Source organism: Salipiger bermudensis HTCC2601 (assembly GCF_000153725.1).
GTDB lineage: Bacteria > Pseudomonadota > Alphaproteobacteria > Rhodobacterales > Rhodobacteraceae > Salipiger > Salipiger bermudensis.
Genome location: NZ_DS022276.1, coordinates 3,930,770 through 3,952,528, shown reverse-complemented (window position 1 = coordinate 3,952,528; position 21,759 = coordinate 3,930,770). Strand labels below are relative to the sequence as shown.

Annotated in this window: 17 protein-coding genes and 2 pseudogenes; 11 read left to right on the top strand and 8 right to left on the bottom strand. The window is 67.2% G+C overall.

All coding sequences use genetic code 11. From position 1 onward, the window contains the following. Together R2601_RS18670 and R2601_RS27440 are read left to right on the top strand one after the other, a co-directional pair. A pseudogene (locus R2601_RS18670) lies at positions 1 to 691 on the top strand (IS5 family transposase); the annotation flags it as partial. Between the two features lie 729 nt (positions 692 to 1,420). Beyond that, positions 1,421 to 2,113: pseudogene (locus R2601_RS27440) on the top strand (LysR substrate-binding domain-containing protein). 356 nt (positions 2,114 to 2,469) lie between these two features. On the opposite strand, the gene R2601_RS18655 reads toward R2601_RS27440, so the two are convergent. Next, positions 2,470 to 2,937 carry an RrF2 family transcriptional regulator gene (locus tag R2601_RS18655; RefSeq protein WP_040544915.1) on the bottom strand — a complete coding sequence of 156 codons (468 nt, stop codon included), beginning with the start codon at positions 2,935 to 2,937 and terminating at the stop codon, positions 2,470 to 2,472. 119 nt (positions 2,938 to 3,056) lie between these two features. On the opposite strand from R2601_RS18655, the gene cydD reads away from it, so the two are divergent. The 6 genes from cydD to eutB all read left to right on the top strand — a co-directional run bounded on the left by cydD (position 3,057) and on the right by eutB (position 10,759). Next, on the top strand, positions 3,057 to 4,700 hold the full coding sequence (gene cydD, locus R2601_RS18650; protein ID WP_007801162.1) for a thiol reductant ABC exporter subunit CydD: 1,644 nt from the start codon (positions 3,057 to 3,059) through the stop codon (positions 4,698 to 4,700). 8 nt (positions 4,701 to 4,708) lie between these two features. After that, on the top strand, positions 4,709 to 6,355 hold the full coding sequence (locus R2601_RS18645; protein ID WP_254656067.1) for an amino acid ABC transporter ATP-binding/permease protein: 1,647 nt from the start codon (positions 4,709 to 4,711) through the stop codon (positions 6,353 to 6,355). Between the two features lie 124 nt (positions 6,356 to 6,479). Then, complete coding sequence (locus R2601_RS18640; RefSeq protein ID WP_007801158.1) at positions 6,480 to 8,093, top strand: cytochrome ubiquinol oxidase subunit I; 1,614 nt, start codon at positions 6,480 to 6,482, stop codon at positions 8,091 to 8,093. Between the two features lie 5 nt (positions 8,094 to 8,098). Continuing rightward, entirely contained in the window at positions 8,099 to 9,262 is a 1,164-nt protein-coding gene (gene cydB, locus R2601_RS18635) for a cytochrome d ubiquinol oxidase subunit II (protein WP_007801156.1), read from the top strand. Between the two features lie 16 nt (positions 9,263 to 9,278). Continuing rightward, entirely contained in the window at positions 9,279 to 9,416 is a 138-nt protein-coding gene (cydX, locus tag R2601_RS18630) for a cytochrome bd-I oxidase subunit CydX (protein WP_007801155.1), read from the top strand. A 326-nt stretch (positions 9,417 to 9,742) separates the two neighbouring features. After that, complete coding sequence (gene eutB, locus R2601_RS18625) at positions 9,743 to 10,759, top strand: hydroxyectoine utilization dehydratase EutB (protein ID WP_007801154.1); 1,017 nt, start codon at positions 9,743 to 9,745, stop codon at positions 10,757 to 10,759. Between the two features lie 92 nt (positions 10,760 to 10,851). On the opposite strand, the gene R2601_RS18620 is transcribed toward eutB, so the two are convergent. Both R2601_RS18620 and R2601_RS18615 read right to left on the bottom strand, forming a co-directional pair. After that, positions 10,852 to 11,103 carry a DUF2842 domain-containing protein gene (locus R2601_RS18620; RefSeq protein ID WP_007801153.1) on the bottom strand — a complete coding sequence of 84 codons (252 nt, stop codon included), beginning with the start codon at positions 11,101 to 11,103 and terminating at the stop codon, positions 10,852 to 10,854. Then, positions 11,103 to 12,398, bottom strand: a complete 1,296-nt coding sequence (locus R2601_RS18615) for an adenylosuccinate synthase (RefSeq protein WP_007801151.1) — start codon at positions 12,396 to 12,398, stop codon at positions 11,103 to 11,105. Before R2601_RS18615 ends, R2601_RS18620 begins: the two co-directional genes overlap by 1 nt. 271 nt (positions 12,399 to 12,669) lie before the next feature. Between R2601_RS18615 and R2601_RS18610 the strand changes: the two genes are divergently transcribed. Next, complete coding sequence (locus R2601_RS18610) at positions 12,670 to 14,340, top strand: putative transporter (RefSeq protein ID WP_007801149.1); 1,671 nt, start codon at positions 12,670 to 12,672, stop codon at positions 14,338 to 14,340. A 25-nt stretch (positions 14,341 to 14,365) separates the two neighbouring features. Here R2601_RS18610 and R2601_RS18605 read toward each other — a convergent pair whose 3' ends face one another. Continuing rightward, positions 14,366 to 14,803, bottom strand: a complete 438-nt coding sequence (locus R2601_RS18605) for a DMT family transporter (RefSeq protein WP_007801147.1) — start codon at positions 14,801 to 14,803, stop codon at positions 14,366 to 14,368. Then, on the bottom strand, positions 14,800 to 15,345 hold the full coding sequence (locus R2601_RS18600; protein WP_007801145.1) for a GNAT family N-acetyltransferase: 546 nt from the start codon (positions 15,343 to 15,345) through the stop codon (positions 14,800 to 14,802). The genes R2601_RS18605 and R2601_RS18600 overlap by 4 nt, the downstream gene beginning before the upstream one ends. Positions 15,346 to 15,366: 21 nt before the next feature. On the opposite strand from R2601_RS18600, the gene R2601_RS18595 reads away from it, so the two are divergent. Then, positions 15,367 to 15,921, top strand: coding sequence for a helix-turn-helix domain-containing protein (locus R2601_RS18595; protein ID WP_050768423.1), 555 nt, complete (start codon positions 15,367 to 15,369; stop codon positions 15,919 to 15,921). Between the two features lie 42 nt (positions 15,922 to 15,963). On the opposite strand, the gene R2601_RS18590 is transcribed toward R2601_RS18595, so the two are convergent. From R2601_RS18590 to R2601_RS18580, 3 genes are all read right to left on the bottom strand, one after another. After that, positions 15,964 to 16,389 carry a universal stress protein gene (locus R2601_RS18590; RefSeq protein WP_007801141.1) on the bottom strand — a complete coding sequence of 142 codons (426 nt, stop codon included), beginning with the start codon at positions 16,387 to 16,389 and terminating at the stop codon, positions 15,964 to 15,966. Positions 16,390 to 16,401: 12 nt separating this feature from the next. Continuing rightward, positions 16,402 to 19,029 (bottom strand): TRAP transporter permease, encoded by a 2,628-nt coding sequence (locus R2601_RS18585; protein WP_007801140.1) that lies wholly within the window; start codon positions 19,027 to 19,029, stop codon positions 16,402 to 16,404. A 121-nt stretch (positions 19,030 to 19,150) separates the two neighbouring features. After that, the gene (locus R2601_RS18580) at positions 19,151 to 20,116 is read right to left on the bottom strand and encodes a TAXI family TRAP transporter solute-binding subunit (RefSeq protein ID WP_007801138.1); all 966 of its coding nucleotides are present in this window, start codon (positions 20,114 to 20,116) and stop codon (positions 19,151 to 19,153) included. Positions 20,117 to 20,241: 125 nt separating this feature from the next. On the opposite strand from R2601_RS18580, the gene R2601_RS18575 reads away from it, so the two are divergent. Next, positions 20,242 to 21,564, top strand: coding sequence for an aspartate aminotransferase family protein (locus tag R2601_RS18575; protein WP_007801137.1), 1,323 nt, complete (start codon positions 20,242 to 20,244; stop codon positions 21,562 to 21,564). Positions 21,565 to 21,759: the final 195 nt, after the last annotated feature.

The window sequence follows — 21,759 nt, the reverse complement described above, 5'->3', positions numbered from 1 at the left end:
CTGCTGAACTGTCCGGGCTGGGGTGGTCCGTCCTGACTTCAGCACGCTGTCACGTCGTCAGAAGACTTGGACGTCAGCATCCCGTATCGCGGCTCCAAGGGGCGCTTCACTGCTAGTAGACAGCACCGGCATCAAGGTGGAGGGCGAAGGCGAGTGGCACACGCGCAAGCATGGCGGCTCGAAACGGCGTGTGTGGCGCAAGATCCACCTCGGGATCGACGAGCAAACATTGGAGATCCGGGCCATCGAGGTCACGTCCAGCAATGTCGGCGATGCGCCGATGCTGCCAGATCTGCTCGCCCAGATTCCGGCGGAGGAGGAGATCGCCACGGTGACGGCCGACGGCGCCTACGACACGCGCGCCTGCCACGATGCCATCGCCGCCCGTGACGCGGCAGCGGTCATTCCGCCGAGGCGGACCGCGAGGCCATGGGAGCCGGACACTGCCGGAGCCCGGGCGCGCAACGAAATCCTGCGGGCGTCAAAGCACCTGGGCAGGGCGCTCTGGCGGAATTGGAGCGGGTACCACCGCCGCAGCCGGGTCGAAACGAAAATGAACTGCGTGAAGCAGCTCGGCCAGCGGCTGATGTCACGGGACTTCGACCGCCAAGTGGCAGAGGTCCAGATCCGCGCGGCGGTCATGAACCGCTTCACGGCTCTCGGCATCCCGATGACCGTGGCCGCAGGATAGGTGTGTCTGGGGAAAGGGGGACTGCGGTCACCAGCTGATTTGTCCAACAACGCCATCGTTGCATCAGAGGTGACGAGCAAACGGCGGCTGTGGCACGCTTCCGATCGATCCCGGCGTCGGCACAGCTTCGCGTGGTCGGCCATGCCATAGGCTAGCCCGGTCAACTCGCTCAGGTTCGCAACAGATCGACGGTGAGGCGGAGTTGGTTTAAGTTGGTTGTCCCACTGCGCAGTACGAGAAAAACGTCGCAATTTTTCGAGCGGCCAATCATAGAATGGGCGGTGCTAAGTTCCCCCTTGCACGTCCGTCTTGGCACGAAACTGGCACACTAGGCACTTTAATGCCGCAAGTTTAAGAGCATTGACACCTCAGAACCCGATCGCTACCAATGACGCGTACCTAGTTGTTAAACAGTGGTATTCGCCGGTGTGGGCGCTTTTGGTGGGGCTGTGAACTAACGAGGTAACGCTCGGTTAAGCTGCCCTCCGAAGGCAGAGGCCAAAGGTTCGAATCCTTTCGGGTGCGCCATTTTTCTTTCGGTGTCAGAGTTTTGCAGAGCTGGTGCGTCGTGGCCACGGTCTGCTCGCCTAGCGGCTTCGTTGCGCCAAGGCTCAGCGAGGGACGTATCTGGTAGATCATCGGTATAGCTGGGAGGCCGTCGCAAGGCCTTTCCGTCGAGCACCCAAATCAAAAACCTGCAGGCCTGCAACGGTGCGCTGACGCAACGCGGTGCTCCTGGACCGCCTTGCCCCGGCGCCGGCCGAGATCGACGAGGGGCTCTCGGACCTCTCCGTCTTCCGCCATGCGCCCGAGGGGATCGTGCGGCTCACGACCTTGCACCGGATCGCGTCGACCTTCCTTGCGCAGCGCCTGCCGGTTTTCCTTGCGGCGCATCCGGGGATTACCGTGCAGGTCACCGTCGATGACAAGCTGCAGGACATCGTGGCCGACGGGTTCGACGCCGGGCTGCGCTTTGGCGAGGACGTGGAAAAGGACACGGTCGCCGTCCGCGTCGGCCCGCCGTTTCGGCATCTCGTGGTGGCCGCGCCTGACTACTAAGAGCGCCATGGCCGCCCGATCCATCCCCGGGACCTGAAGCAGCACAGCTGTGTCGCTTATCACAATCTCAGCAGTGGCAGGATCAGCCCGTGGGAGTTCGAGAAAGAGGGGCGTGAGCTGCGGTAGCGGGTCGAGGGTGGGCTGATCTGCATCTCGGTCGATCTCGCGCTGGCGCTCGTGCGCGATGGCAGGACCGTCAGCCTGCACATGGAAGAGGATGTGGCCGCCGATATCGCCTCAGGAAAGCTGGAAGCGGTGCTGGAGGACTGGACGCCGCCCTTCGACGCTGTCTGCCTTTTTCACCCCAGTGGCCGCCAGACCCCGCCCGCGCTGCGGGCGCTGATTAATTTCTTGAAACGATAGACTTTTGGTGGATCCTCAGCGCCTGAAGAAGCGGATGGCACCGGTGTAAGAGACAGTGTCTGGCAGTCAATGCAGTCCGGGCAATTGACGCGATTCAGCGCCAGGCCCGACGCGAGGGATGCGGTTGCGCGCAGGAGCGCCGTCACAAAACCAGACGAGATGGCCCGATCGCGCTGACGACGCGGGGATCTCAAACTGGCATAGTTTTCGATGCGGGCGCAGTTCGCAGACTGACCCCCAGGCTTTCCGTTTTGGCAAACGGCCCTTCAGGCTGCGCTCGCACCTTGCCTCACCGGCAAGCTTCATCCGATCCCATCCCACCCCACCCCATCCCATGCCGAAGCCCGGCGTCCGAGCTAGGCCCCGGGCACGCAGTCTCGGGGTGGGGCCGGGTGCAGGGCCAGCAATTCCGTGAGCCCGCAATTGCCGCGCACCAGATCGTCGAGCGTGACGAGGTCGAGCTCGTGGTAGAACGCCTCGAGCGCGCGCCGGATGTAGCTTCGCAGGCGGCAGGTGCCGACAAGCGGGCAACTGTTGGTGTCTGCGTCGAAGCACTCGGCGAAGGGAATCTCTGATTCGAACAGGCGGAACACCGCCCCGATCGACACCTGCGGCACCGCACGCGCCAGCCGAATGCCGCCGGCGCGCCCACGCTGCGCCTCGAGATAGCCTTCGGCATGCAGGCGCTGGACCACGTGGGCGGCGTGGTTGGTCGAGCAATTGCACAGGTCGGCGATTTCGGCCGTGCGGAGCCGCCGGTCGGGGTTCACCGCGCAGGCCATCAGGATCCGGGCCGCAAGGTTCGTACGGGTGGTGAGCCGCATGACGTCCTCCTTCGTCACGGTGCCTATCTTGTGATCAGAATGCAGAATTTCCTTGAGCCAGATCAAGTACGGCGGGCCCTGAGGGCGATAAATCCGCATCTCGAATACGGATTATACCTATGACCACCTCCGCCAGCCCGTCTTCCCGTCCTGCCACGTACAAGGCCGAAACGCTCGGCGTCCGGCTGGCGCTGCTGCCTGCGCTGGTCTGGCCGCTGCAGGCGGCGGTGGTGGCGTGGGTGCTGGGCGGTCTTCTGACCGATCCGGCGCAGGTTCCCGCGCTCGCGGCGGCAGGCGCATTTCTTGCCATGGCCGCGCTGCGCGCCGTGCTCGACGGGGTGGCCCAGCGGGCGCTCTCGGAGGCCGCAGACGCCCGGATCGTCGCGCTGCGCGAGGAGATCGTGACACGTGAGGCGAGCGCTGCCGATGCCGCGCGCCTTGGCGGGGCCGGGGCTCTGGCGGCGCTGGCGGGAGAGAAGCTCGAGGCGCTGCGACCCTACCTGATGCGCTACCGCCCGGCGCGGCTGCGCGCCACCGTCATGCCGCTGGTGATCCTCGCCATTGCGCTCTGGCACAGCTGGGCCGTGGCGCTGATCCTGCTGCTGGCCGGCCCTCTGATCCCGGTCTTCATGGCGCTCGTCGGGTGGGCGGCGAAATCCGCGAGCGAGCGCCAGATGGTCGAGATCGGTACGCTCAGCGACCTGCTTGTCGACCGGCTGGCGGCGCTCTCGGAGCTGCGCCTGATCGGTGCCGGGGGGCCACTGGTGGCGGGGTTCGCAGAGGCCTCGGACGGCCTGCGCCAGCGCAGCATGGCGGTGTTGCGCATCGCGTTCCTGTCGTCGACCGTGCTCGAGCTGTTCTCGGCGCTTGGCGTGGCGATGGTGGCGATCTGGGTCGGCTTCACGCTGTTGGGAGAGCTGGGCTGGGGCGGCTGGGGCGCCGGGCTGTCGCCCGCGTCGGGGATCTTCCTGCTGCTTCTGGCGCCGGACTTCTTCCAGCCGCTGCGCGACCTTGCCGCCGCCTGGCACGACAAGGCAGGCGCTGACGCGGTGCTGGCCGAGATCGACGCGTGGCGGGACGAAACGCGTCTTGCTCGGCTCGGTCGCGGAGCGGTGATGCCGTCGGCGAGGCCGCTGCCGGTGTTGCGGCTGAGCGGGCTGCGCCACCGCGGCATCGACTATCCCGAGCTCGAGGTCGCGCCCGGGGAGACTGTGGCGATCACGGGCCCGAGCGGGGTGGGCAAGTCCACTCTCCTGCGCCTGATGGCAGGGCTGGAGCGCCCCGACGAGGGTGCGATCACGCTCGATGGCGCACCGCTCGATGCGGCCAGCGCCGACGCATGGCGCGGCGGCATCGGCTGGATGCCGCAGGCGCCGCATTTCCTCGGGCGCAGCCTGCGCCACAATATCGGCTTCGGCGCGCCGGTGGCACCCGACGCGCTCGAGGCGGCGCAGCTCGGGTCAGTGCTTGACACCCTGCCGCGCGGGCTTGGCACGGTGCTGGGCGAACGCGGCGCGGGGCTGTCCGGCGGCGAAGCGCGGCGGGTGACGTTGGCGCGGGCCTTGCAGGGCACGCCGGGGCTGATCCTCGCCGACGAACCGACCGCCGATCTCGATGCGCAGACGGCGGCCGCGATCACCGGAGCACTGCTGGATTTCGCCAGAACCGGCGGCACGCTGGTCATCGCGACCCACGATCCGGCCCTCGCCGCGCGGCTGTCGCGCGAGGTGACGATTGCTGCCGGAATCGGAGGTAATGCATGAGGTCTTTCGTGCAAATTATTGTCATCATTTTGAAAAGTGAGAGGAAGTCCTTCCTTCTTGGCCTGCTTCTGACGGTCGCGGTTCTGGCAATGGGCGTCGGACTTCTGGGGCTGTCGGGCTGGTTCATCACCGGCTCGGCTGCCGCCGGGATGGCTGGGCTTGGCATCCTGTTCAACGTCTTCGCGCCGTCCGCCATGGTCCGCTTTCTGGCCCTCGGGCGCACCGCCTCGCGCTATGGCGAGCGGGTGTTGACCCACGATGCCACGCTGCGGGCGCTCTCGGATCTGCGCATCCGGTTGCTCGAGGGGCTGCTCACCAGGCCGCATCGCGAGCTTGAGAAGCTGCGCGCCAACGCGTTTCTCAACCGCGTCACCGCAGACATCGATGCGCTCGACGGCGCGCTGTTGCGGCTGGTGCTGCCGGCGCTGGCGGGCTGGACGGTGATCGCGCTGTCCGGGCTGCTGCTCTGGTGGCTGGTACACCCCTCGGTGGCGCTGGTGGTGGGGCTGGGCTATCTGATCCTGCCGACGCTGGTGTTCCTGATCGGGCAGCGCATCGCGCGCAAGCCCTCTCGGCAGGTCGAGGCGGCGATGATGGCCTGCCGGACCCGGCTCATCGATCTGGTCGCCGGGCGCGACGACCTCACCATGTATGGCCGGCTCGAGGCGATGGCGGCGCATGTGCACGGCGCGATCTTGCGCCATTCTCATGCCACGCGGAGACTCGACCGGATCCAGCGGGGCACCGGCCTCGGGCTCGACCTGATCGGGGCGGCGCTGACCGCTGCAGCGCTCGGGCTTGGCGTGAGACTGGTGCAGACGGGCGAGATCAGCGCGGCGCAGGCGGCAATCGGGGTCTTTTCAGCGCTGGCGCTGGCCGAGACCGTGGCCCCGGTGCGCCGGGCGCTGGCCGAGATCGGCGGCATGGTTCAGGCCGCGCGGCGGGTGCTGCCCGCGGTCTCGGCGCAGGCCTCGAAGGAGCGCGGCGCAGAGGGCGTGCCGGGCGCCGCGGTGCTCGAGATGAGAGGCGTCGGCTATCGCCGTGGCGGCTCGGGGGCTGCGCTGTTTGCGCCGGTCGACCTGAGCGTGGCGCCGGGCGAGACGCTGGCGCTGGCAGGGCCGAGCGGCAGCGGCAAGAGCACGCTGCTGTTGCTGGCCGCCGGGGCGTTGGAGCCCTCAGAGGGCGGCGTGTCATGGGGCGGGCGACCCGTCGGCGCGTGGTCGCAAGACAGCCTTGGGCGCAGTATCGCGCTGGTGCCGCAGCGCCATGCATTGATCGCGGGCAGCGTGGCCGAGAACCTGCGCCTTGCTGCGCCCGAGGCCAGTGACGAGACGCTTTGGCAAGCGCTGGAACAGGTCTGTCTCGCCGGGACCATCCGGGGGCGTGGCGGGCTCGCGTTGCGGCTCGGATTCCGCGGCGCCGGGCTTTCGGGCGGCGAGGCGCGGCGGCTGGTTCTGGCCCGCGCGCTGCTGAGGCGCCCGCAGCTGCTGCTGCTCGATGAGCCGACCGAGGGGCTCGACGATGCCACCGCCCGCGCGGTGATGGCGGGGATCCGCGCCGCCTTGCCGGAGGCCGCGATCCTGATGGCGGCGCATCGCGCGGCGGAACTGTCCTGCGCCGACAGCTGTCTGCAGCTCACGCCTGCGACGGCCTGACGCGGCTGGGATCCCGGATCCGTGATGCGGAACTTGATCGGGATCAAATACGGATCTGAGATGCGGAATATAACGGCAGATAATTCGCATCTTGGATGCGGAATAACTGCCAAGGAGTCCAATTATGGAGATCGGGCTGGTCGAGCTGTCGCGCCTGCAATTCGCGCTGACAGCCATGTATCACTTTCTCTTCGTGCCGCTGACGCTGGGTCTGTCGATCCTCGTGGCAATCATGGAAACCGTCTACGTCATGACGAACCGCCCCATCTGGCGGCAGATGACGAAATTCTGGGGCACGCTGTTCGGGATCAACTTCGTTCTCGGCGTCGCCACCGGCATCACCATGGAATTCCAGTTCGGCATGAACTGGTCCTATTACTCGCACTATGTCGGCGACATTTTCGGTGCGCCGCTCGCCATCGAGGGGCTGATGGCCTTTTTCCTCGAGGCGACCTTCGTGGGCCTGTTCTTCTTCGGTTGGGACAAGCTCAGCAAGGTGGCCCATTGCATCGTGGCCTGGCTTGTGGCCATCGGCTCGAACTTCTCGGCGCTGTGGATCCTGATCGCCAATGGCTGGATGCAGAACCCGGTGGGGGCGGAGTTCAACCCCGACACCATGCGCATGGAGATGACCTCGTTCTTCGAGGTGCTGTTCAACGAGGTGGCGCAGGCCAAGTTCGTGCACACGGTCTCGGCCGGTTACGTCACCGCCTCGGTCTTCGTGCTGGGCGTCTCGGCGCTCTACCTTATCCAGGACCGACACAAGGATCTCGCCCGCCGCTCGATCGCGGTGGCCGCGTCCTTCGGTCTGGCCGCAGCGCTCTCGGTCGTGGTGCTGGGCGACGAGTCCGGCTACTCGGCCAGCCACACCCAGAAGATGAAGCTCGCCGCCATTGAGGCGATGTGGGAGACCCACGAGGCCCCCGCACCCTTCACCGCCATCGGCTTTCCCGACCAGGAGGCGCGCGAGACCCATTATGCCATCGAGATCCCCTGGGTCATGGGGCTGATCGGCACGCGCAGCCTGACCACCGAGATCCCCGGCATCAACGAGCTCGAGGCGCGCTCGGAAGAGATGATCCGCGAGGGGCTCATCGCCTATGACGCGCTGATGACCATCCGCGAGCAGCGCGACGCCACGCCGCCGGAGGTGCGCGAGACCTTCGAGGCGCATTCCGACACGCTGGGTTATGCCATGCTGCTCAAGCGCTATGTCGACGACCCGCGCGACGCCACCGAGGACCAGATCGCCATGGCGGCGGAGGATACCATTCCCGGCGTCGCGCCGCTGTTCTGGGCCTTCCGCCTGATGGTGGCGCTCGGCTTCAGCTTCATCGCGGTGATGGTGTTCTTCTTCATCCGGGCGTCGTTCTACCGGATGCGCTTTCCGCGCTGGTCGCTCTATGCCGCCGTCGCGATCATCCCGACGCCGTGGATCGCCGCCGAGCTGGGCTGGTTCGTGGCCGAGTTCGGACGCCAGCCCTGGACGGTCGACGGCGTTCTGCCGACGGCGCTCAGCGCCTCGCACCTGAGCATCGCCGATCTGCTGATCACGCTGGCGGGCTTCCTGATCTTCTACTCGATGCTCTTCGTCATCGAGATGGGCCTGATGGTGAAATACATCCGCAAGGGCCCGTTCCAGGACGTGCCCGAGACCGAGGCCTGGCAGGCGCGCCACGAACACCGGCTGCGGACCCATGACGGGCAGGGCCCCTTTGCCACCAACCCCGCGGAGTAAGCGACATGATCCTCTATGAACTGATCGATTTCGACACGCTGCGCGTGATCTGGTGGGCGCTTCTGGGCGTGCTGCTGATCGGCTTCGCGCTCACCGACGGGTTCGACATGGGCGTGGGCGCACTCTTGCCCTTCGTCGCCCGCTCGGACGTCGAGCGCCGCGTGGCGATCAACACCGTGGGCCCGGTCTGGGAGGGCAACCAAGTCTGGTTCATCCTCGGCGGCGGCGCCATCTTCGCCGCCTGGCCGCCGCTCTACGCGGTGAGCTTCTCTGGCTTCTACCTCGCGATGTTCGTGGTGCTGGCCGCCTTCATCGTGCGCCCGGTGGCGTTCAAGTACCGCTCCAAGCGCGATAGCGCGACCTGGCGGACGTGCTGGGACTGGGCGCTCTTTGCCGGCGGCGCGGTGCCGGCACTGCTCTTCGGCGTGGCGGTGGGCAACGTCCTTCTGGGCGTGCCGTTCCACCTGACGCCGGACCTGATGCCGATGTATGACGGCAACTTCGCGATGAAGTTCCTCGGGCTCCTGCGCCCCTTCGCGCTGCTCTCGGGCGTGGTGTCGCTGTCGATGCTGCTGATGCATGGCGCGGCCTGGCTGACGCTCAAGACCGACGGCATGGTCGCGATCCGTGCCCGCGCCATTGGCACCGTGGCCGGCATGGTCGCGGCGGGCGCCTATGCGCTGGCGGGGCTGTGGCTGGCCTTCGGGGTCGATGGCTTCGCGTTCACGAGCGAGGTTGTCGCCAATGGCCCGTCCAATCCGCTCTATTCCGAGGTCGCGCGCGGCGGCAGCTGGCTTTCTGCCTATGCCGAACGCCCGTGGATTGCCATCGCGCCGCTGATGGGCTTTGTCGGCATCGCCATGGCGGTGCGGGGCCTGCGCGAAGGGTTCGAGGTCTCGACTTTGCTGTGGTCGAAGCTCGGGATCTTCGGGATCATCGCCTCGGTGGGGCTGACCATGTTCCCGTTCATCCTGCCCTCGACCGTCGATCCAGACAGCTCGCTCACCGTGTGGGATGCGTCGAGCTCGCACCGCACGCTCTTCATCATGCTGGTGGTCACCGCGATCTTCATGCCGCTGATCCTCGCCTACACCTCGTGGGTCTACAAGGTGCTCTGGGGCAAGGTCACCGAGGACGACGTCACCGCCAATTCGCACAGCGTCTACTGAGAAAGGGAGACACGACATGTGGTATTTCGCCTGGCTTCTGGGGCTTCCGCTGGCCGCGCTCTTCGCGGTGCTGAACGCAATGTGGCTCGAGCTACGCTCGGACGCCTGCCTCGCCGAGGAGGGCGACTGCCCGATGGGCGAGCACGAGCACTGAGACATGCGGGGCATCGTCCCGCCCCGCATGAAGGCGGGATCCGGGCGCTGGTCGTCCGGGTCCCGCGACGAAACGCAGACGTCCTTCGGGAGGAGGGCGGCATCGCTGCGCTAACGATGGCCAGTTCCCGAGCTTGGACGGCGGTGCGGCGCTTGCCAACCGGCCGGTAAGATCACCCTCGTCACCTCGCGCTCTACGCATCTCTGGCGTCGCGCCCGGCTGCGGATCTCCGGGTCTGTCGCGGAGCGTTTCCCGACACGGAACGGGTTGTCATCCGCTCGGATTGCGCGATGCTGCGACCGAGGCCCCGGACGACAGGAGGACGCATGGCCGAGAGCTTGCCGGAACGGCCGCACATGGCCGACATCCTTGCCGCCGCGCAGCGCATCCGCGGGCAGGCGGACGCGACGCCTTTGCTGCCTTCCGCGCTGACGGAGCGGCTCGGGCATCCGTTGTGGCTGAAGCTCGAGACCTGCCAGCCGATGGGGGCTTTCAAGCTGCGCGGTGCGCTCAATGCGCTCGCGCAATTGCCTGATTCCACGCGGGGCGTGACCTGCTGTTCCACCGGCAACCACGGGCGGGCGGTGGCCTACGCCGCCCGCGCGCGTGGACTGCGGGCAGTGATCTGCATGTCGGAGCTGGTGCCGGCCACCAAGGTCGAGGGCATCCGCGCGCTCGGCGCGGAGGTGCGGCTGATCGGTCGCAGCCAGGATGACGCGCAGCTCAAGGCGACGCGGCTGGTGCGCGAGGAGGGCTTCACCGACATCCCGCCCTTCGACCATCCGCAGGTCATCGCCGGGCAGGGCACCATCGGGCTCGAGATCCTGCAGGCGCTGCCCGATCTCGACACGCTGATCATCCCGCTCTCGGGCGGGGGGCTGGCCGCCGGGGTGGCGCTGGCGGCGCGGACCCTCAGCCCGGGGCTGCGGATTGTCGGCGTCTCGATGGAGCGCGGCGCGGCGATGCAGGCTTCGCTGGAGGCCGGGCGGCCAGTGCCGGTCGAGGAGGTCGAGAGCCTCGCGGACAGCCTTGGCGGTGGCATCGGGCTGGAGAACCGCCACAGTTTCGCGCTCTGCCGGGCGCTGCTCGACGAGGTGGTGCTTTTGAGCGAGGCGGAGATTTATCGCGCCATGCAGGCGCTGTACTTCGAGGATCGGCTGGTCGCGGAGGGCGGCGCGGCGGTGGGGGTCGGGGCGCTGCTGGCGGGGCGCATCGCCGCGCCGGGACGCACGGCGACGATCGTCACCGGACGCAATGTCGATATGGCTCAGTTCACGCAGGTGGTGACGGGCCAGGCGGTGACACTTGGCGACGTGACCGTGCCGGGACAGGTCTGGCGCTGACCGGGCCTCGCAGGGCCCGGCTTCCCCGTGCAAAGCGGAACGCCGCCCCGAGAGGGCGGCGTTTCAGGTCTCGGTCACGCTGGGCGCGGGCTTCAGCCCTTGTCCTCGGGTGGGTCCTCGGGTGGGCGCGGCGCATCCGGATCGGGCTGGCCGACGCCCTTGAAGATGAACTTGAACGGCAACGCCCAGAGAAAGCCGAGCACCACGTAGACCAGCAGCTCGACCACGATGGAGGGGCGGTCGAGCGCGTTGACGATGCTGACCGCCGCCACGATGTAGAGCGGCAGCCAGACCACCAGAAGCAGCAGCGACAGGCGCTTGCGGGTCTTGTGGGAAAGCGCCATCAGTCCTCGAACGGGTCGGTGACGAGGATGGTGTCCTCGCGCTCGGGCGAGGTCGAGAGCATGGCGACCGGGCAGCCGATCAGTTCCTCGATGCGGCGCACGTACTTGATCGCCTGACCGGGCAGGTCGTTCCACGAGCGCGCGCCCTCGGTCGACTCGCTCCAGCCATCCATCTCTTCGTAGATCGGCGTGCAGCGGGCCTGCTGGTCGGCGGCGATCGGCAGGTGGTCGAGCACCTCGCCATCGAGCTCGTAGCCGGTGCAGATCTTGATCTTCTCGAACCCGTCGAGCACGTCGAGCTTGGTCAGCGAGATGCCGTTGACGCCCGAGGTGGCGCAGGTCTGGCGCACCAGGACCGCATCGAACCAGCCGCAGCGGCGCTTGCGCCCGGTGACGGTGCCGAACTCGTGGCCACGCGTGCCGAGGCGGTTGCCGTCCTCGTCGTCAAGCTCGGTCGGGAACGGGCCTTCGCCGACGCGGGTGGTGTAGGCCTTGACGATGCCGAGCACGAAGTCGATGGCGCCCGGGCCGATGCCGGTGCCGGTGGCCGCTTGCCCCGCGATCACGTTCGACGAGGTCACGAAGGGATAGGTGCCGAAATCGATGTCGAGCAGCGCGCCCTGGGCGCCCTCGAAGAGGATGCGCTTGCCGGAGCGGCGCTTCTCGTTGAGCACCTTCCACACCGGGCCGGCATATTGCAGCACCTCGGGGGCGATCTCGAGCAGCTGCTCGATCAGCGCCTCGCGGTCGACCGGCTCCATGCCGAGGCCCTTGCGCAGCGCGTCGTGATGGGTCAGCGCGCGATCGACGCGGCTTTCCAGCGTGGCGCGGTCGGCGAGATCCGCCACCCGCACCGAGCGCCGGCCGACCTTGTCCTCGTAGGCCGGGCCGATGCCGCGACCGGTGGTGCCGATCTTGGCGCCCTTGGCGGCGGCCTCTTCGCGGGCGCGGTCGAGCTCACCGTGGATCGGCAGGATCAGCGGCGTGTTCTCCGCGATCATCAGCGTCTCGGGGGTGATTTCGACACCCTGCTCGCGGATCGTCGCGATCTCTTTCACGAGGTGCCACGGATCGAGCACCACGCCATTGCCGATCACCGACATCTTACCGCCCCGCACCACGCCCGAAGGCAGCGCGTTGAGCTTGAAGACGGTGCCGTCGATCACCAGGGTATGGCCGGCGTTGTGGCCCCCCTGGAAACGGGCGATCACATCGGCCCGGCTCGACAGCCAGTCCACGATCTTGCCCTTGCCCTCGTCGCCCCACTGGGCGCCCACGACGACCACGTTTGCCATAGCTCACCTGTCCTTTTGGAGATCCAAAACGGGCTCCGTATAGCGAAGGGCGTGGGCGGGCGAAACCATCAAATTGGCGGTCCGCCCGGCGGTGCGGGCATGTTCGCCGCCCGGGCCCGCGCGCCTTGCGCTTGGGCAGATCGGCCCGGTTGCCGGGCAGGTCCCTGCGCAAACATCATTTTTTGATCTAAAGCATTGCCTGCACTCGCCTCTCGGGTCGAGAAGGGCAGCAAGGCACCGCGCGACGTGCCGATTGCGAGAGGACAGGACCATGACCGGCACGGTGTTCGGACTGGGAGAAGTGGCGCAGGCCACCATAGCGCTGGCGCTGGCCGGGGTGATGGGGCTGCTCCTCGGCAAGCTCAACATCCGCGGCGTCGGGCTTGGCATCGGAGGGGTGCTGTTCGCGGGCATCGCGCTTGGCGACATCGCCTCGCGGACCGGGGTTCATTTCAACCCCGAGATGATGGAGTTCGTGCGCGAGTTCGGCCTGATCCTCTTCGTCTTCACCATCGGCATCGAGGTCGGACCGGGCTTCTTCGCCTCGTTGCGCAAGTCGGGCCTTCAGCTCAACACGCTGGCGGCCTCGATCGTGCTGCTGGGCGTGGCGGTGACGGTGGCGCTGCATTACGCCTTCGACATTCCCGTGCCGGCGCTGGTGGGCATCATGTCGGGCGCGGTGACCAACACGCCGGGGCTTGGCGCTGCAACGCAGGCGCTGGCGGACATGGGGGCCGGGGCCGATGCGGTGGCCACGCCCTCGCTGGGCTACGCGGTGGCCTATCCGTTCGGCATCGTGGGCATCCTGCTGGCGATGCTGCTGGTGCGCTTCGCAGCCGGGGTCGACATCCCCGCCGAGGCCCGCGCCTACGATGCCCATCGCCGCAAGGGATCGGGCACGCTGCCCTCGCTCGACGTGGTGGTGCGCAACGAGAACCTTGACGGGCTGACGCTGGGCGAGGTGCCTGGGCTGTTCGATGCCGGCGTGGTGCGCTCGCGGATGCGCAAGAGCGGCGAGCTAATGGTGCCGCAGCGCGACACGGTGCTGGCGGTGGGCAACATCCTCCACCTCGTGGGCCCGGCCGAGAAGCTGCAGGCGATGCGGCTGGTGCTCGGCGTCGAATCGGAGACCAAGCTTTCGACCCAGGGCACCGAGCTGTCCTGGGCGCGCATCCTCGTCACCGACAACGCCGCCTCGGGGCACCGGCTGCGCTCGCTGCGGCTCGAGGAAAGCTACGGCGTCTCGGTGTCGCGGATCATGCGGGCCGGTCTGGAGATCCCGGCGCAGGGCGACGGCACGCTCGAGTTCGGCGACATCGTCACCGTGGTCGGTCCGCGCGACATGATCCAGAAGGTGCGCGGCATCCTCGGCGACGAGAAACGTCGGCTCGACCGGGTGGATTTCCCGGGCGTCTTCCTCGGCATCGTGCTGGGGGTGATCCTCGGCAGCATCCCGATCGCCGTACCGGGCCTGCCGGCGCCGCTGAAGCTCGGGCTTGCCGGGGGCCCGCTGGTGGTGGCGATCCTGCTCGGGCGGCTGGGCAGCTGGGGGCCGTTCACCTGGGTGATGCCGCCGGCCGCCAACCATGCCCTGCGCGAGTTCGGCATCATCCTGTTCCTCGCTGTCGTCGGGCTGAAGGCAGGTGACCGTTTCCTCGACACGCTGATCACCGGGGATGGCCTGTCCTGGGTGCTCTACGGCGCGACGATCACGCTGGTGCCGCTGATCGCGGTGGGCGTGATCGGGCGCTTCGTGCTGGGGCTCAACTACCTGTCGCTCTGCGGCGTGCTGGCGGGATCGATGACCGATCCGCCGGCGCTGGCCTTTGCCAATGCGCAGAACGAGTCGCCGGCGGCCTCGGTGGCCTATGCCACGGTCTACCCGCTGGTCATGGGGCTGCGGATCTTCGCGCCGCAGCTGCTGGTGCTGCTGCTGCTCTGAGCGCGGCGCCTGTCGCGCTGCCGGATCAGTTCCGCGCGCCCACCACGAGCGCAACGCCCGCGACCAGAAGCACCAGCCCGAGGATCTGGGCCGGGGCCACGGTGGTTCCGCGCAGCGTGTCGAAGCCCAGCCCCGCCACCACCTGAGAGGCAACCAGCGCCGAGATCGTCAGCGTGGCGCCCACCTGCGCATAGCCCGTCAGGCTCGCGAAGACGAAGAGCGTGCCGAGAAGCCCCGGCACGAGGAACAGCCACCAGCGGCCTGTGGCCAGCCGGGCAAAGGCCTCGGGCCCGTCGACCGCAAGCGCGGTGACGCTCAGCACCACGAGGCCCACTGCAGAGTTCAGCCACAGTGCCACCCAGATCGAGCCCGAGACGGTGCGCGCCTCGAGCATCAACGCGTTCTGCAGCACAAGCGCGGTGCCGGCGGTGGCCAGCAGCAGCAGCGTCACGAGCAGGGTCATTCCGGCACCTCCCGCGCGTCGAGCGCCAGCTGCATGAAGGTGAGGTCGAGCCAGCGGCCGAACTTGCAGCCGACCTGCGGCATCTCTGCGGTAACGGTGAAGCCCAGCCTGCGGTGCAGCGCGAGGGAGGCGGCGTTGCCGCTCTCGATGCCGGCCACCATGACGTGCTTGCTGGCCTCCCGGGCTCGTTCGATCAGTGCCGTCATAAGCCCCCGGGCCACGCCGCGCCCGCGCGCCGAGGGATGGATGTAGACCGAATGCTCGACGGTGTGGCGGAAGCCCTCGAAGGGGCGCCAGTCGCCGAAGCTGGCATAGCCCAGCACGGCGCCATCGGCGTCGCGCGCCACCAGAACCGGGTAGCCCTGCGCCCGCCGCGCCTGCCACCAGTCAAGGCGATTGGCGAGATCGACCGGCGTCTCGTTCCAGATCGCCAGCGTGTGGTGCACGGCGTCGTTGTAGATCTCGAGAATGCCCGGCAGGTCCGCCTCTGAGGCGTCGTCGATTTGCGGGGCGGCGGAGGAAAGGCTTGGATCGGGAAGCATTTGTCTAATATATTAGACGCCATGAGCACAGGTCTAGCCCGAAAGATACAGGATGAGCGAAAGCGGCGCGATTGGTCGCTGACCGAGCTTGCGGAGCGGGCAGGCGTGTCGCGCGCAATGATCCATCGCATCGAGGCCGACGAGAGCAGCCCCACGGCGGCGGTGATCGGACGGCTTGCGGGCGCTTTCGGTATGACCATGTCGGAGATGCTCGCCGAGCCGGTGACTGGCGGCTCGCGCCTGTCGCGGGCGCAGGACCGCGAGGTCTGGCAGGACCCCGAGACCGGCTATGTCCGCGAGGTTCTCACACCGCGGGCCGAGCCCGGGCGGCGCAAGCTCGAGATCGTCAAGGTGACGCTTCCGGCGGGCGCGCGGGTGAGCTTTCCGCCGCAGAGCTTCGGCTTCCTGATGGAGAGCATCTGGGTGCAGTCGGGCGAGCTGACCTTCGAGGAGGGCAAGGAGGTGTGGCGGCTGGGCCCGGACGATTGCCTGACGCTGGGCGCGCCACGGCGGTGCAGCTTCGTCAACGAGAGCGACGCGCCCTGCAGCTACGCGGTGGTGGTGGCGCGGATCTGACCCGGCCCGCCGCCTGCGCGCGACGGACCGAGGCGGATCGGATTAGCGCACCACCAGCACGGTCTGCGGTGCGTGGCGCACGACGCGCGCCGCGTTGGGGCCGACGAGGTAGTCCTTCAGCGCCGGGCGGTGGGCGCCAACCACGATGACCTCGGCGCTCAGCTCCTGAGCCGCCTTGATGATCTCGTGATAGATCGTGCCCTGCGTGACCTTCAGCTTGCCAAGCAGGTATTCCGGGATCGCCTCCTTCGCCCACGCGGTGAGCTTGTCGCGGGCCTCGGTCTTGATGGCGTTGGCCTGCTCGGGCCCGAGAAAGGAGCCCACCATCGCCATCCCCGACCCGGGGATGACGTTGACCACGTGCAGCGTCGCGCCTTCTTCCCTGGCCATGCGCACCGCCGCCTCGGCCACGTGGCCGGATTCGGGCAGATCGTTGACGTCTACCGCCAGCAGGATTGTCTGGTACATTGCCTCTCCTCCTCAGAAGGCCGGTTGCGTGGCGCGCGGGCGCTGGATCATCACCACCCCCGCCAGCAGCAGCAGCGCCGGAATGAAGAACCATTCCTTTGCGATGCGCTCGTTCTCGACCTCGACCGCCGAGATCACCACCGGGTTGTCGCCGTAGTAGTCGTACTCGGTCCCGAGCTGGTCAAAGAGCGGCGTGCCGGGGAAGGGCTCGTCGAGCAGCAGGCGGCCATCCTCTTCCATCACCGTCAGGCCCTGGTCGGACAACGCCGTTTCGCCATCGCCCGCGACCGCCGGGATCACCACGGTGGTCGGGCGCATCTGGCCGGTGTCGAAATCGGGGCCCTCGATCATCACCCGGATGTCCGCGCCGTTGGGCTCCTGAGACATCAGCTCGATCGCGGCGCCGCCGGAGGCCGAGACATAGGGCTCCTCGACCATGTCGAGGAAAAAGCCCGGCCGGAACAGCATGAAGGCGATGAAGAGCAGCACCACGCTCTCCCAGATCCGCGACTTGGCGATGAAATAGCCCTGCGTCGCGGCGGCGAAGAGCAACATCGCCAGAAGCGATATGAAGAACACGAAGATTGCGTGACCGAAGCTCACGTCGATCAGCAACAGGTCGGTGTTGAAGATGAACAGGAACGGCAGCAGCGCGGTGCGGATGTCGTAGCCGAAGCCCTGAAGGCCGGTCTTGATCGGGTCCCCGCGCGAGATCGCCGCCGCCGCATAGGCGGCCAGGCCCACCGGTGGCGTGTCGTCTGCGAGAATGCCGAAATAGAACACGAACATGTGGACCGCGATCAGCGGCACCACGAGGCCGACCTGCGCGCCGACGCTGATGATCACCGGCGCCATCAGCGACGAGACCACGATGTAGTTCGCGGTGGTCGGAAGCCCCATGCCGAGGATCAGCGAGAGCACCGCCACGAGGATCAGCAGCACCATCAGATTGCCGCCCGAGATCACCTCGATCACCGTGCCGATCACCTGGTGCGCGCCGGTCAGCGAGATGGTGCCCACGATGATGCCGGCGGCGCCCGTGGCGACGCCGATGCCGATCATGTTGCGCGCGCCGAGGATCAGGCCCTGCACGAAATCGGCCCAGCCCGCACGCGCCTCGGAGCCCACGTCATGGCCGCGGAAGGCTGCCTTGATCGGGCGGTGGGTGAGCGCGATGATGATCATGAAGAAGGTGGCCCAGAAGGCCGAGAGCGCCGGCGACAGCCGATCGAGCGTGTCGGTGCGCACCATCAGGTTCCAGACCAGGATGAAGATCGGGATGGCGAAGTAAAGCCCGCCGATCAGCGTCGGCGTCAGCCGCGGTGCGGTCGGCGGCGCGTCGGTGTCCTTGTCTTCCTTGATCTCGGGGAAACTGGCCGAGATCTTCAGCAGCACGAGGTAGAGCACTGCCACCAGAGCCACGGCGGCATAAATCGAGTTGCCCATGATCGGCTCGAGCAGGGTGCGCAGTCCGATCATCAGGAAGGTCAGCACGCCGAGCAGGATGAAGCCCGACAGGAACAGGATCATGATCATCAGCACGCCGATGCGCCGGCCCGGTTTGTCGAGCCCCTTGAGACCCATCTTCAGGCTCTCGAGATGCACGATGTAGAGCAACGCGATGTAGGAGATCACCGCCGGCAGGAAGGCGTGCTTGACCACGTCGATATACGGAATGTTGACGTATTCGACCATCAGGAAGGCGGCCGCGCCCATCACCGGCGGGGTCAGCTGGCCGTTGGTCGACGAGGCGACCTCGACCGCGCCGGCCTTCTCGGCCGGGAAGCCGATGCGCTTCATCAGGGGGATGGTGAAGGTCCCGGTGGTCACGGTGTTGGCGATCGACGAGCCAGAGATCATGCCGGTCATCATCGAGGACAGGACCGAGGCCTTGGCCGGGCCGCCGCGCAGAGCGCCAAGCAGCGCGATGGCGACCTGGATGAACCAGTTGCCGCCGCCGGCGCGGTCGAGCAGGGCGCCGAACAGCACGAAGAGGAAGATCATCGCGGTCGAGACGCCGAGCGCCACGCCGAACACGCCTTCGGTCTGCATCCAGTAATGCCCGAGCGCCTTGCTCAGTGACGATCCGCCGTAATTGGTGATGTTGCGCGCCCATTCCGAGTAGCCGCCGAAGAAGGCGAAGGCCACGAAGATGCAGGCAATGATCACCAGCGGCAGGCCGAGCGAACGGTAAACCGCGATCATCAGGCAGATCATGCCGATGGCCGACATGGTGATGTCGGTGGTGCTCCAGAGGCCGGGGCGGCTGGCGATCTCGAAACGGAAGACCACGAGGTAGAGACAGGCCGACACGCCGAGCACCAGCAGCGCCCAGTCATAGGCGGGTATGCGGTCGCGCGGGGCGGACTTGGTCAGCGGGAAGGCCATGGTGGCGAGCGCCAGCGCGAAGGCGAGGTGCACGAAGCGGGCCTGCGCCACGATGTTGGCAAAGATGCTCAGGCCGGTGGCCTGCGCCAGCATGCCGGGGATACGCGAGGCGATGTAGAGCTGGAACAGCGACCAGGCGATGCAGGTGCCGATAATGAGCGTGCCCTGCCAGTTGACCGGGTTGCGCGCGCCGGTATCGGCCTCCGCCACCATGTCGTCGGCAGTGCGTTCCGTTGACGGCTGATCGACCATCGCCTGTCCCCCTGTTGAAAGGATATGTTGTTTTATGAGAGGCGGTTGCGCTGTTTTCTTCGCGCAACTTCAAAGCTTTTCGCGGGCGCCCGAAAGAGGGCGCCCGCAGGGAAAGATCCCCTTATTCCATCAGGCCCAGTTCCTGATAGGCCTTTTCCGCACCGGGGTGCAGCGGTGCCGACAGGCCGTCCTGGACCATCTGCGCCGGGTCGAGGTTTGCGAAGGCCGGGTGCAGCTGCTGGAAGTCCGAGATGTTTTCCATCACCGCCTTGGAGACCACGTAGACCACGTCTTCCGGCACCTCGGAGGAGGTCACGAAGGTCGCGCCCACGCCGAAGGTGGTGGTGTCCTCGTCATTGCCCGCATACATGCCGCCGGGGATGGTGGCGACGCGGTAATAGGGGTTGTCGGCCACGAGCGTGTCGATCGGCTCGCCGACCACGTCCACGAGCTTCACGTCACAGGTGGTGGTGGCTTCCTGGATCGCCGCCGCCGGGTGACCCACGGTGTAGATCATCGCGTCGATGTTGCCGTCGCAGAGCTGCTGGGCCATCTCGGAGCCCTTGTACTCGGTGGCGAGCGCGAGGTCGTCCATGGAGATGCCGAAGGCGTCCATGACCACTTCCATGGTGGCGCGCTGGCCGGAGCCCGGGTTGCCCACGTTCACACGCTTGCCGGCGATGTCCTCGAACTTCTCGACGCCGGCATCGGCGCGGGCGAGCAGGGTGAAGGGCTCGGGGTGGACCGAGAACACCGCGCGCAGTTCGGGGAACGGGTTGTCGGAGAACTGCGAGCTGCCGTTATAGGCGTGGTACTGCCAGTCGGACTGGGCCACGCCGAACTCGAGCTCGCCGGCCTTGATGGTGTTGATGTTGTACACCGAACCGCCGGTCGACTCGACCGCGCAGCGGATGCCGTGCTCCTTGCGGTCGCGGTTCACCAGACGGCAGATCGCACCACCGGTCGGGTAGTACACGCCGGTCACGCCGCCGGTGCCGATGGAGATGAACTGCTGGTCCTGCGCGCTGGCAGCCGCGCCCATGACGAGCGCGCCGGTGACAACGGCGCCGAAGAGGGTGGTTTTCATCAGATCGTTCTCCCTGTGATCTTGATTGAAATTGTGCTGATGATAGTGCCCAGATCTGCGCGCGGATGCAAACAGGGCAAGATTGCCGATGGCTTACCACGCGTCATGCATGAGGATGATCAGCTATGTCGCATATTTTCCCGCGTCACACGAAATCCCTGCCGCCGATGGTCTCGCATGGCGAGGGTGCCTACCTCTATGACTGTGATGGCAAGGCCTATCTCGACGGATCCGGCGGGGCGGCGGTGTCCTGTCTCGGGCACAGCGATTCGAAGGTGGTCGCCGCGATGCAGGCACAGCTCGGGCAAGTGGCCTTTGCGCACACCGGTTTTTTCACCTCCGAGCCGGCGGAGCGCCTCGCAGATAGGCTGATTTCTCTGGCACCGGAAGGGCTTGACCGGGTCTACGTGGTCGCTGGCGGCTCCGAGGCGATGGAATCGGCGCTCAAGCTTGCGCGGCAGTATTATCTCGAGAAGGGCGAGCCCAAGCGCCGCCACATCATCGCGCGGCGGCAGAGCTACCATGGCAACACGCTGGGCGCGTTGGCGACCGGCGGCAACATCTGGCGCCGCGAGCCCTTCGCGCCGCTGCTGATCGACGTGCACCACGTCTCGCCCTGCTACGCCTATCGCGGCAAGCACCCGGGCGAGACCGAAGAGCAGTACGGCGAACGGCTGGCGCTCGAGATCGAGGAGAAGATCGCCGAGCTGGGCGCCGAGAACGTCATGGCCTTCGTGGCCGAGCCGGTGGTCGGCGCGACGGCGGGGGCGGTGCCCTCGGTGCCCGGTTATTTCAGGCGCATCCGCGAGATCTGCGACGCGAACGGCATCCTTCTGATCCTAGACGAAGTCATGTGCGGCATGGGCCGGACGGGAACGCTGTTTGCCTGTGAGCAGGACGGCGTGGCGCCCGATATCTGCGCCATCGCCAAGGGCTTGGGGGCGGGCTATGCGCCGATCGGGGCGATGCTGTGCTCGGCCGAGATCTATGCCGCGATCGAGAACGGCTCGGGCTTCTTCCAGCACGGCCACACCTATCTTGGCCACCCGACCTCCTGCGCCGGGGCCAACGCGGTGCTTGACCGGCTGGTCGATGACAAGCTGGTCGAGCGGGTGGCGCCCGTGGGCGCGATGCTGCGCGGCGCGCTCGAAGAGCGCTTCGGCCAACACGCCAATGTCGGCGACATCCGCGGCCGGGGTCTTTTCCTCGGCATCGAACTGGTGTCGGACCGCGACACCAAGGCGCCGCTCGACCCGTCGAGGGGCGTGGCCGGAAAGCTCAAGAAGGCAGCCTTTGCCGAGGGGCTGATTTGCTACCCGATGAGCGGCACCATCGACGGCGCCAATGGCGATCACATCCTTCTCGCGCCGCCCTTCATCCTCAGCGACGATCAGGTGGGCGAGCTGGTCGACAAGCTCGAGGCCGCGATGAAGACGGTTCTGGGCTGACAGGCGACCTCGCCGGCCCCGCCTGAGACGGGCAGGGCGCGCTCGCGCTCTGCCGGGGCCGCCTCAGTTCAGATCTTCGAGCAGGCGGCCGTGCTTGCGGGTCTCCTCGAGCACGTCGCCGAAGGTCGTCATGCCGCGGGCCTGCAGCATCGGCAGCATCATCACCAGCACTTGCGCGGTGGCGTGGGCGTCGCC

What these genes read in the sequence shown, in the direction of transcription:
- cydD (WP_007801162.1), top strand. Translation starts at nt 3,057, where the DNA reads ATGACCACCTCCGCCAGCCCGTCTTCCCGTCCTGCCACGTACAAGGCC.
- cydB (WP_007801156.1), top strand. Translation starts at nt 8,099, where the DNA reads ATGATCCTCTATGAACTGATCGATTTCGACACGCTGCGCGTGATCTGG.
- R2601_RS18585 (WP_007801140.1), bottom strand. Translation starts at nt 19,029, where the DNA reads ATGGTCGATCAGCCGTCAACGGAACGCACTGCCGACGACATGGTGGCG.
- R2601_RS18610 (WP_007801149.1), top strand. Translation starts at nt 12,670, where the DNA reads ATGACCGGCACGGTGTTCGGACTGGGAGAAGTGGCGCAGGCCACCATA.
- R2601_RS18620 (WP_007801153.1), bottom strand. Translation starts at nt 11,103, where the DNA reads ATGGCGCTTTCCCACAAGACCCGCAAGCGCCTGTCGCTGCTGCTTCTG.
- R2601_RS18600 (WP_007801145.1), bottom strand. Translation starts at nt 15,345, where the DNA reads ATGCTTCCCGATCCAAGCCTTTCCTCCGCCGCCCCGCAAATCGACGAC.
- R2601_RS18640 (WP_007801158.1), top strand. Translation starts at nt 6,480, where the DNA reads ATGGAGATCGGGCTGGTCGAGCTGTCGCGCCTGCAATTCGCGCTGACA.
- R2601_RS18605 (WP_007801147.1), bottom strand. Translation starts at nt 14,803, where the DNA reads ATGACCCTGCTCGTGACGCTGCTGCTGCTGGCCACCGCCGGCACCGCG.
- R2601_RS18580 (WP_007801138.1), bottom strand. Translation starts at nt 20,116, where the DNA reads ATGAAAACCACCCTCTTCGGCGCCGTTGTCACCGGCGCGCTCGTCATG.
- cydX (WP_007801155.1), top strand. Translation starts at nt 9,279, where the DNA reads ATGTGGTATTTCGCCTGGCTTCTGGGGCTTCCGCTGGCCGCGCTCTTC.
- R2601_RS18595 (WP_050768423.1), top strand. Translation starts at nt 15,367, where the DNA reads ATGAGCACAGGTCTAGCCCGAAAGATACAGGATGAGCGAAAGCGGCGC.
- R2601_RS18575 (WP_007801137.1), top strand. Translation starts at nt 20,242, where the DNA reads ATGTCGCATATTTTCCCGCGTCACACGAAATCCCTGCCGCCGATGGTC.
- R2601_RS18615 (WP_007801151.1), bottom strand. Translation starts at nt 12,398, where the DNA reads ATGGCAAACGTGGTCGTCGTGGGCGCCCAGTGGGGCGACGAGGGCAAG.
- eutB (WP_007801154.1), top strand. Translation starts at nt 9,743, where the DNA reads ATGGCCGAGAGCTTGCCGGAACGGCCGCACATGGCCGACATCCTTGCC.
- R2601_RS18590 (WP_007801141.1), bottom strand. Translation starts at nt 16,389, where the DNA reads ATGTACCAGACAATCCTGCTGGCGGTAGACGTCAACGATCTGCCCGAA.
- R2601_RS18655 (WP_040544915.1), bottom strand. Translation starts at nt 2,937, where the DNA reads ATGCGGCTCACCACCCGTACGAACCTTGCGGCCCGGATCCTGATGGCC.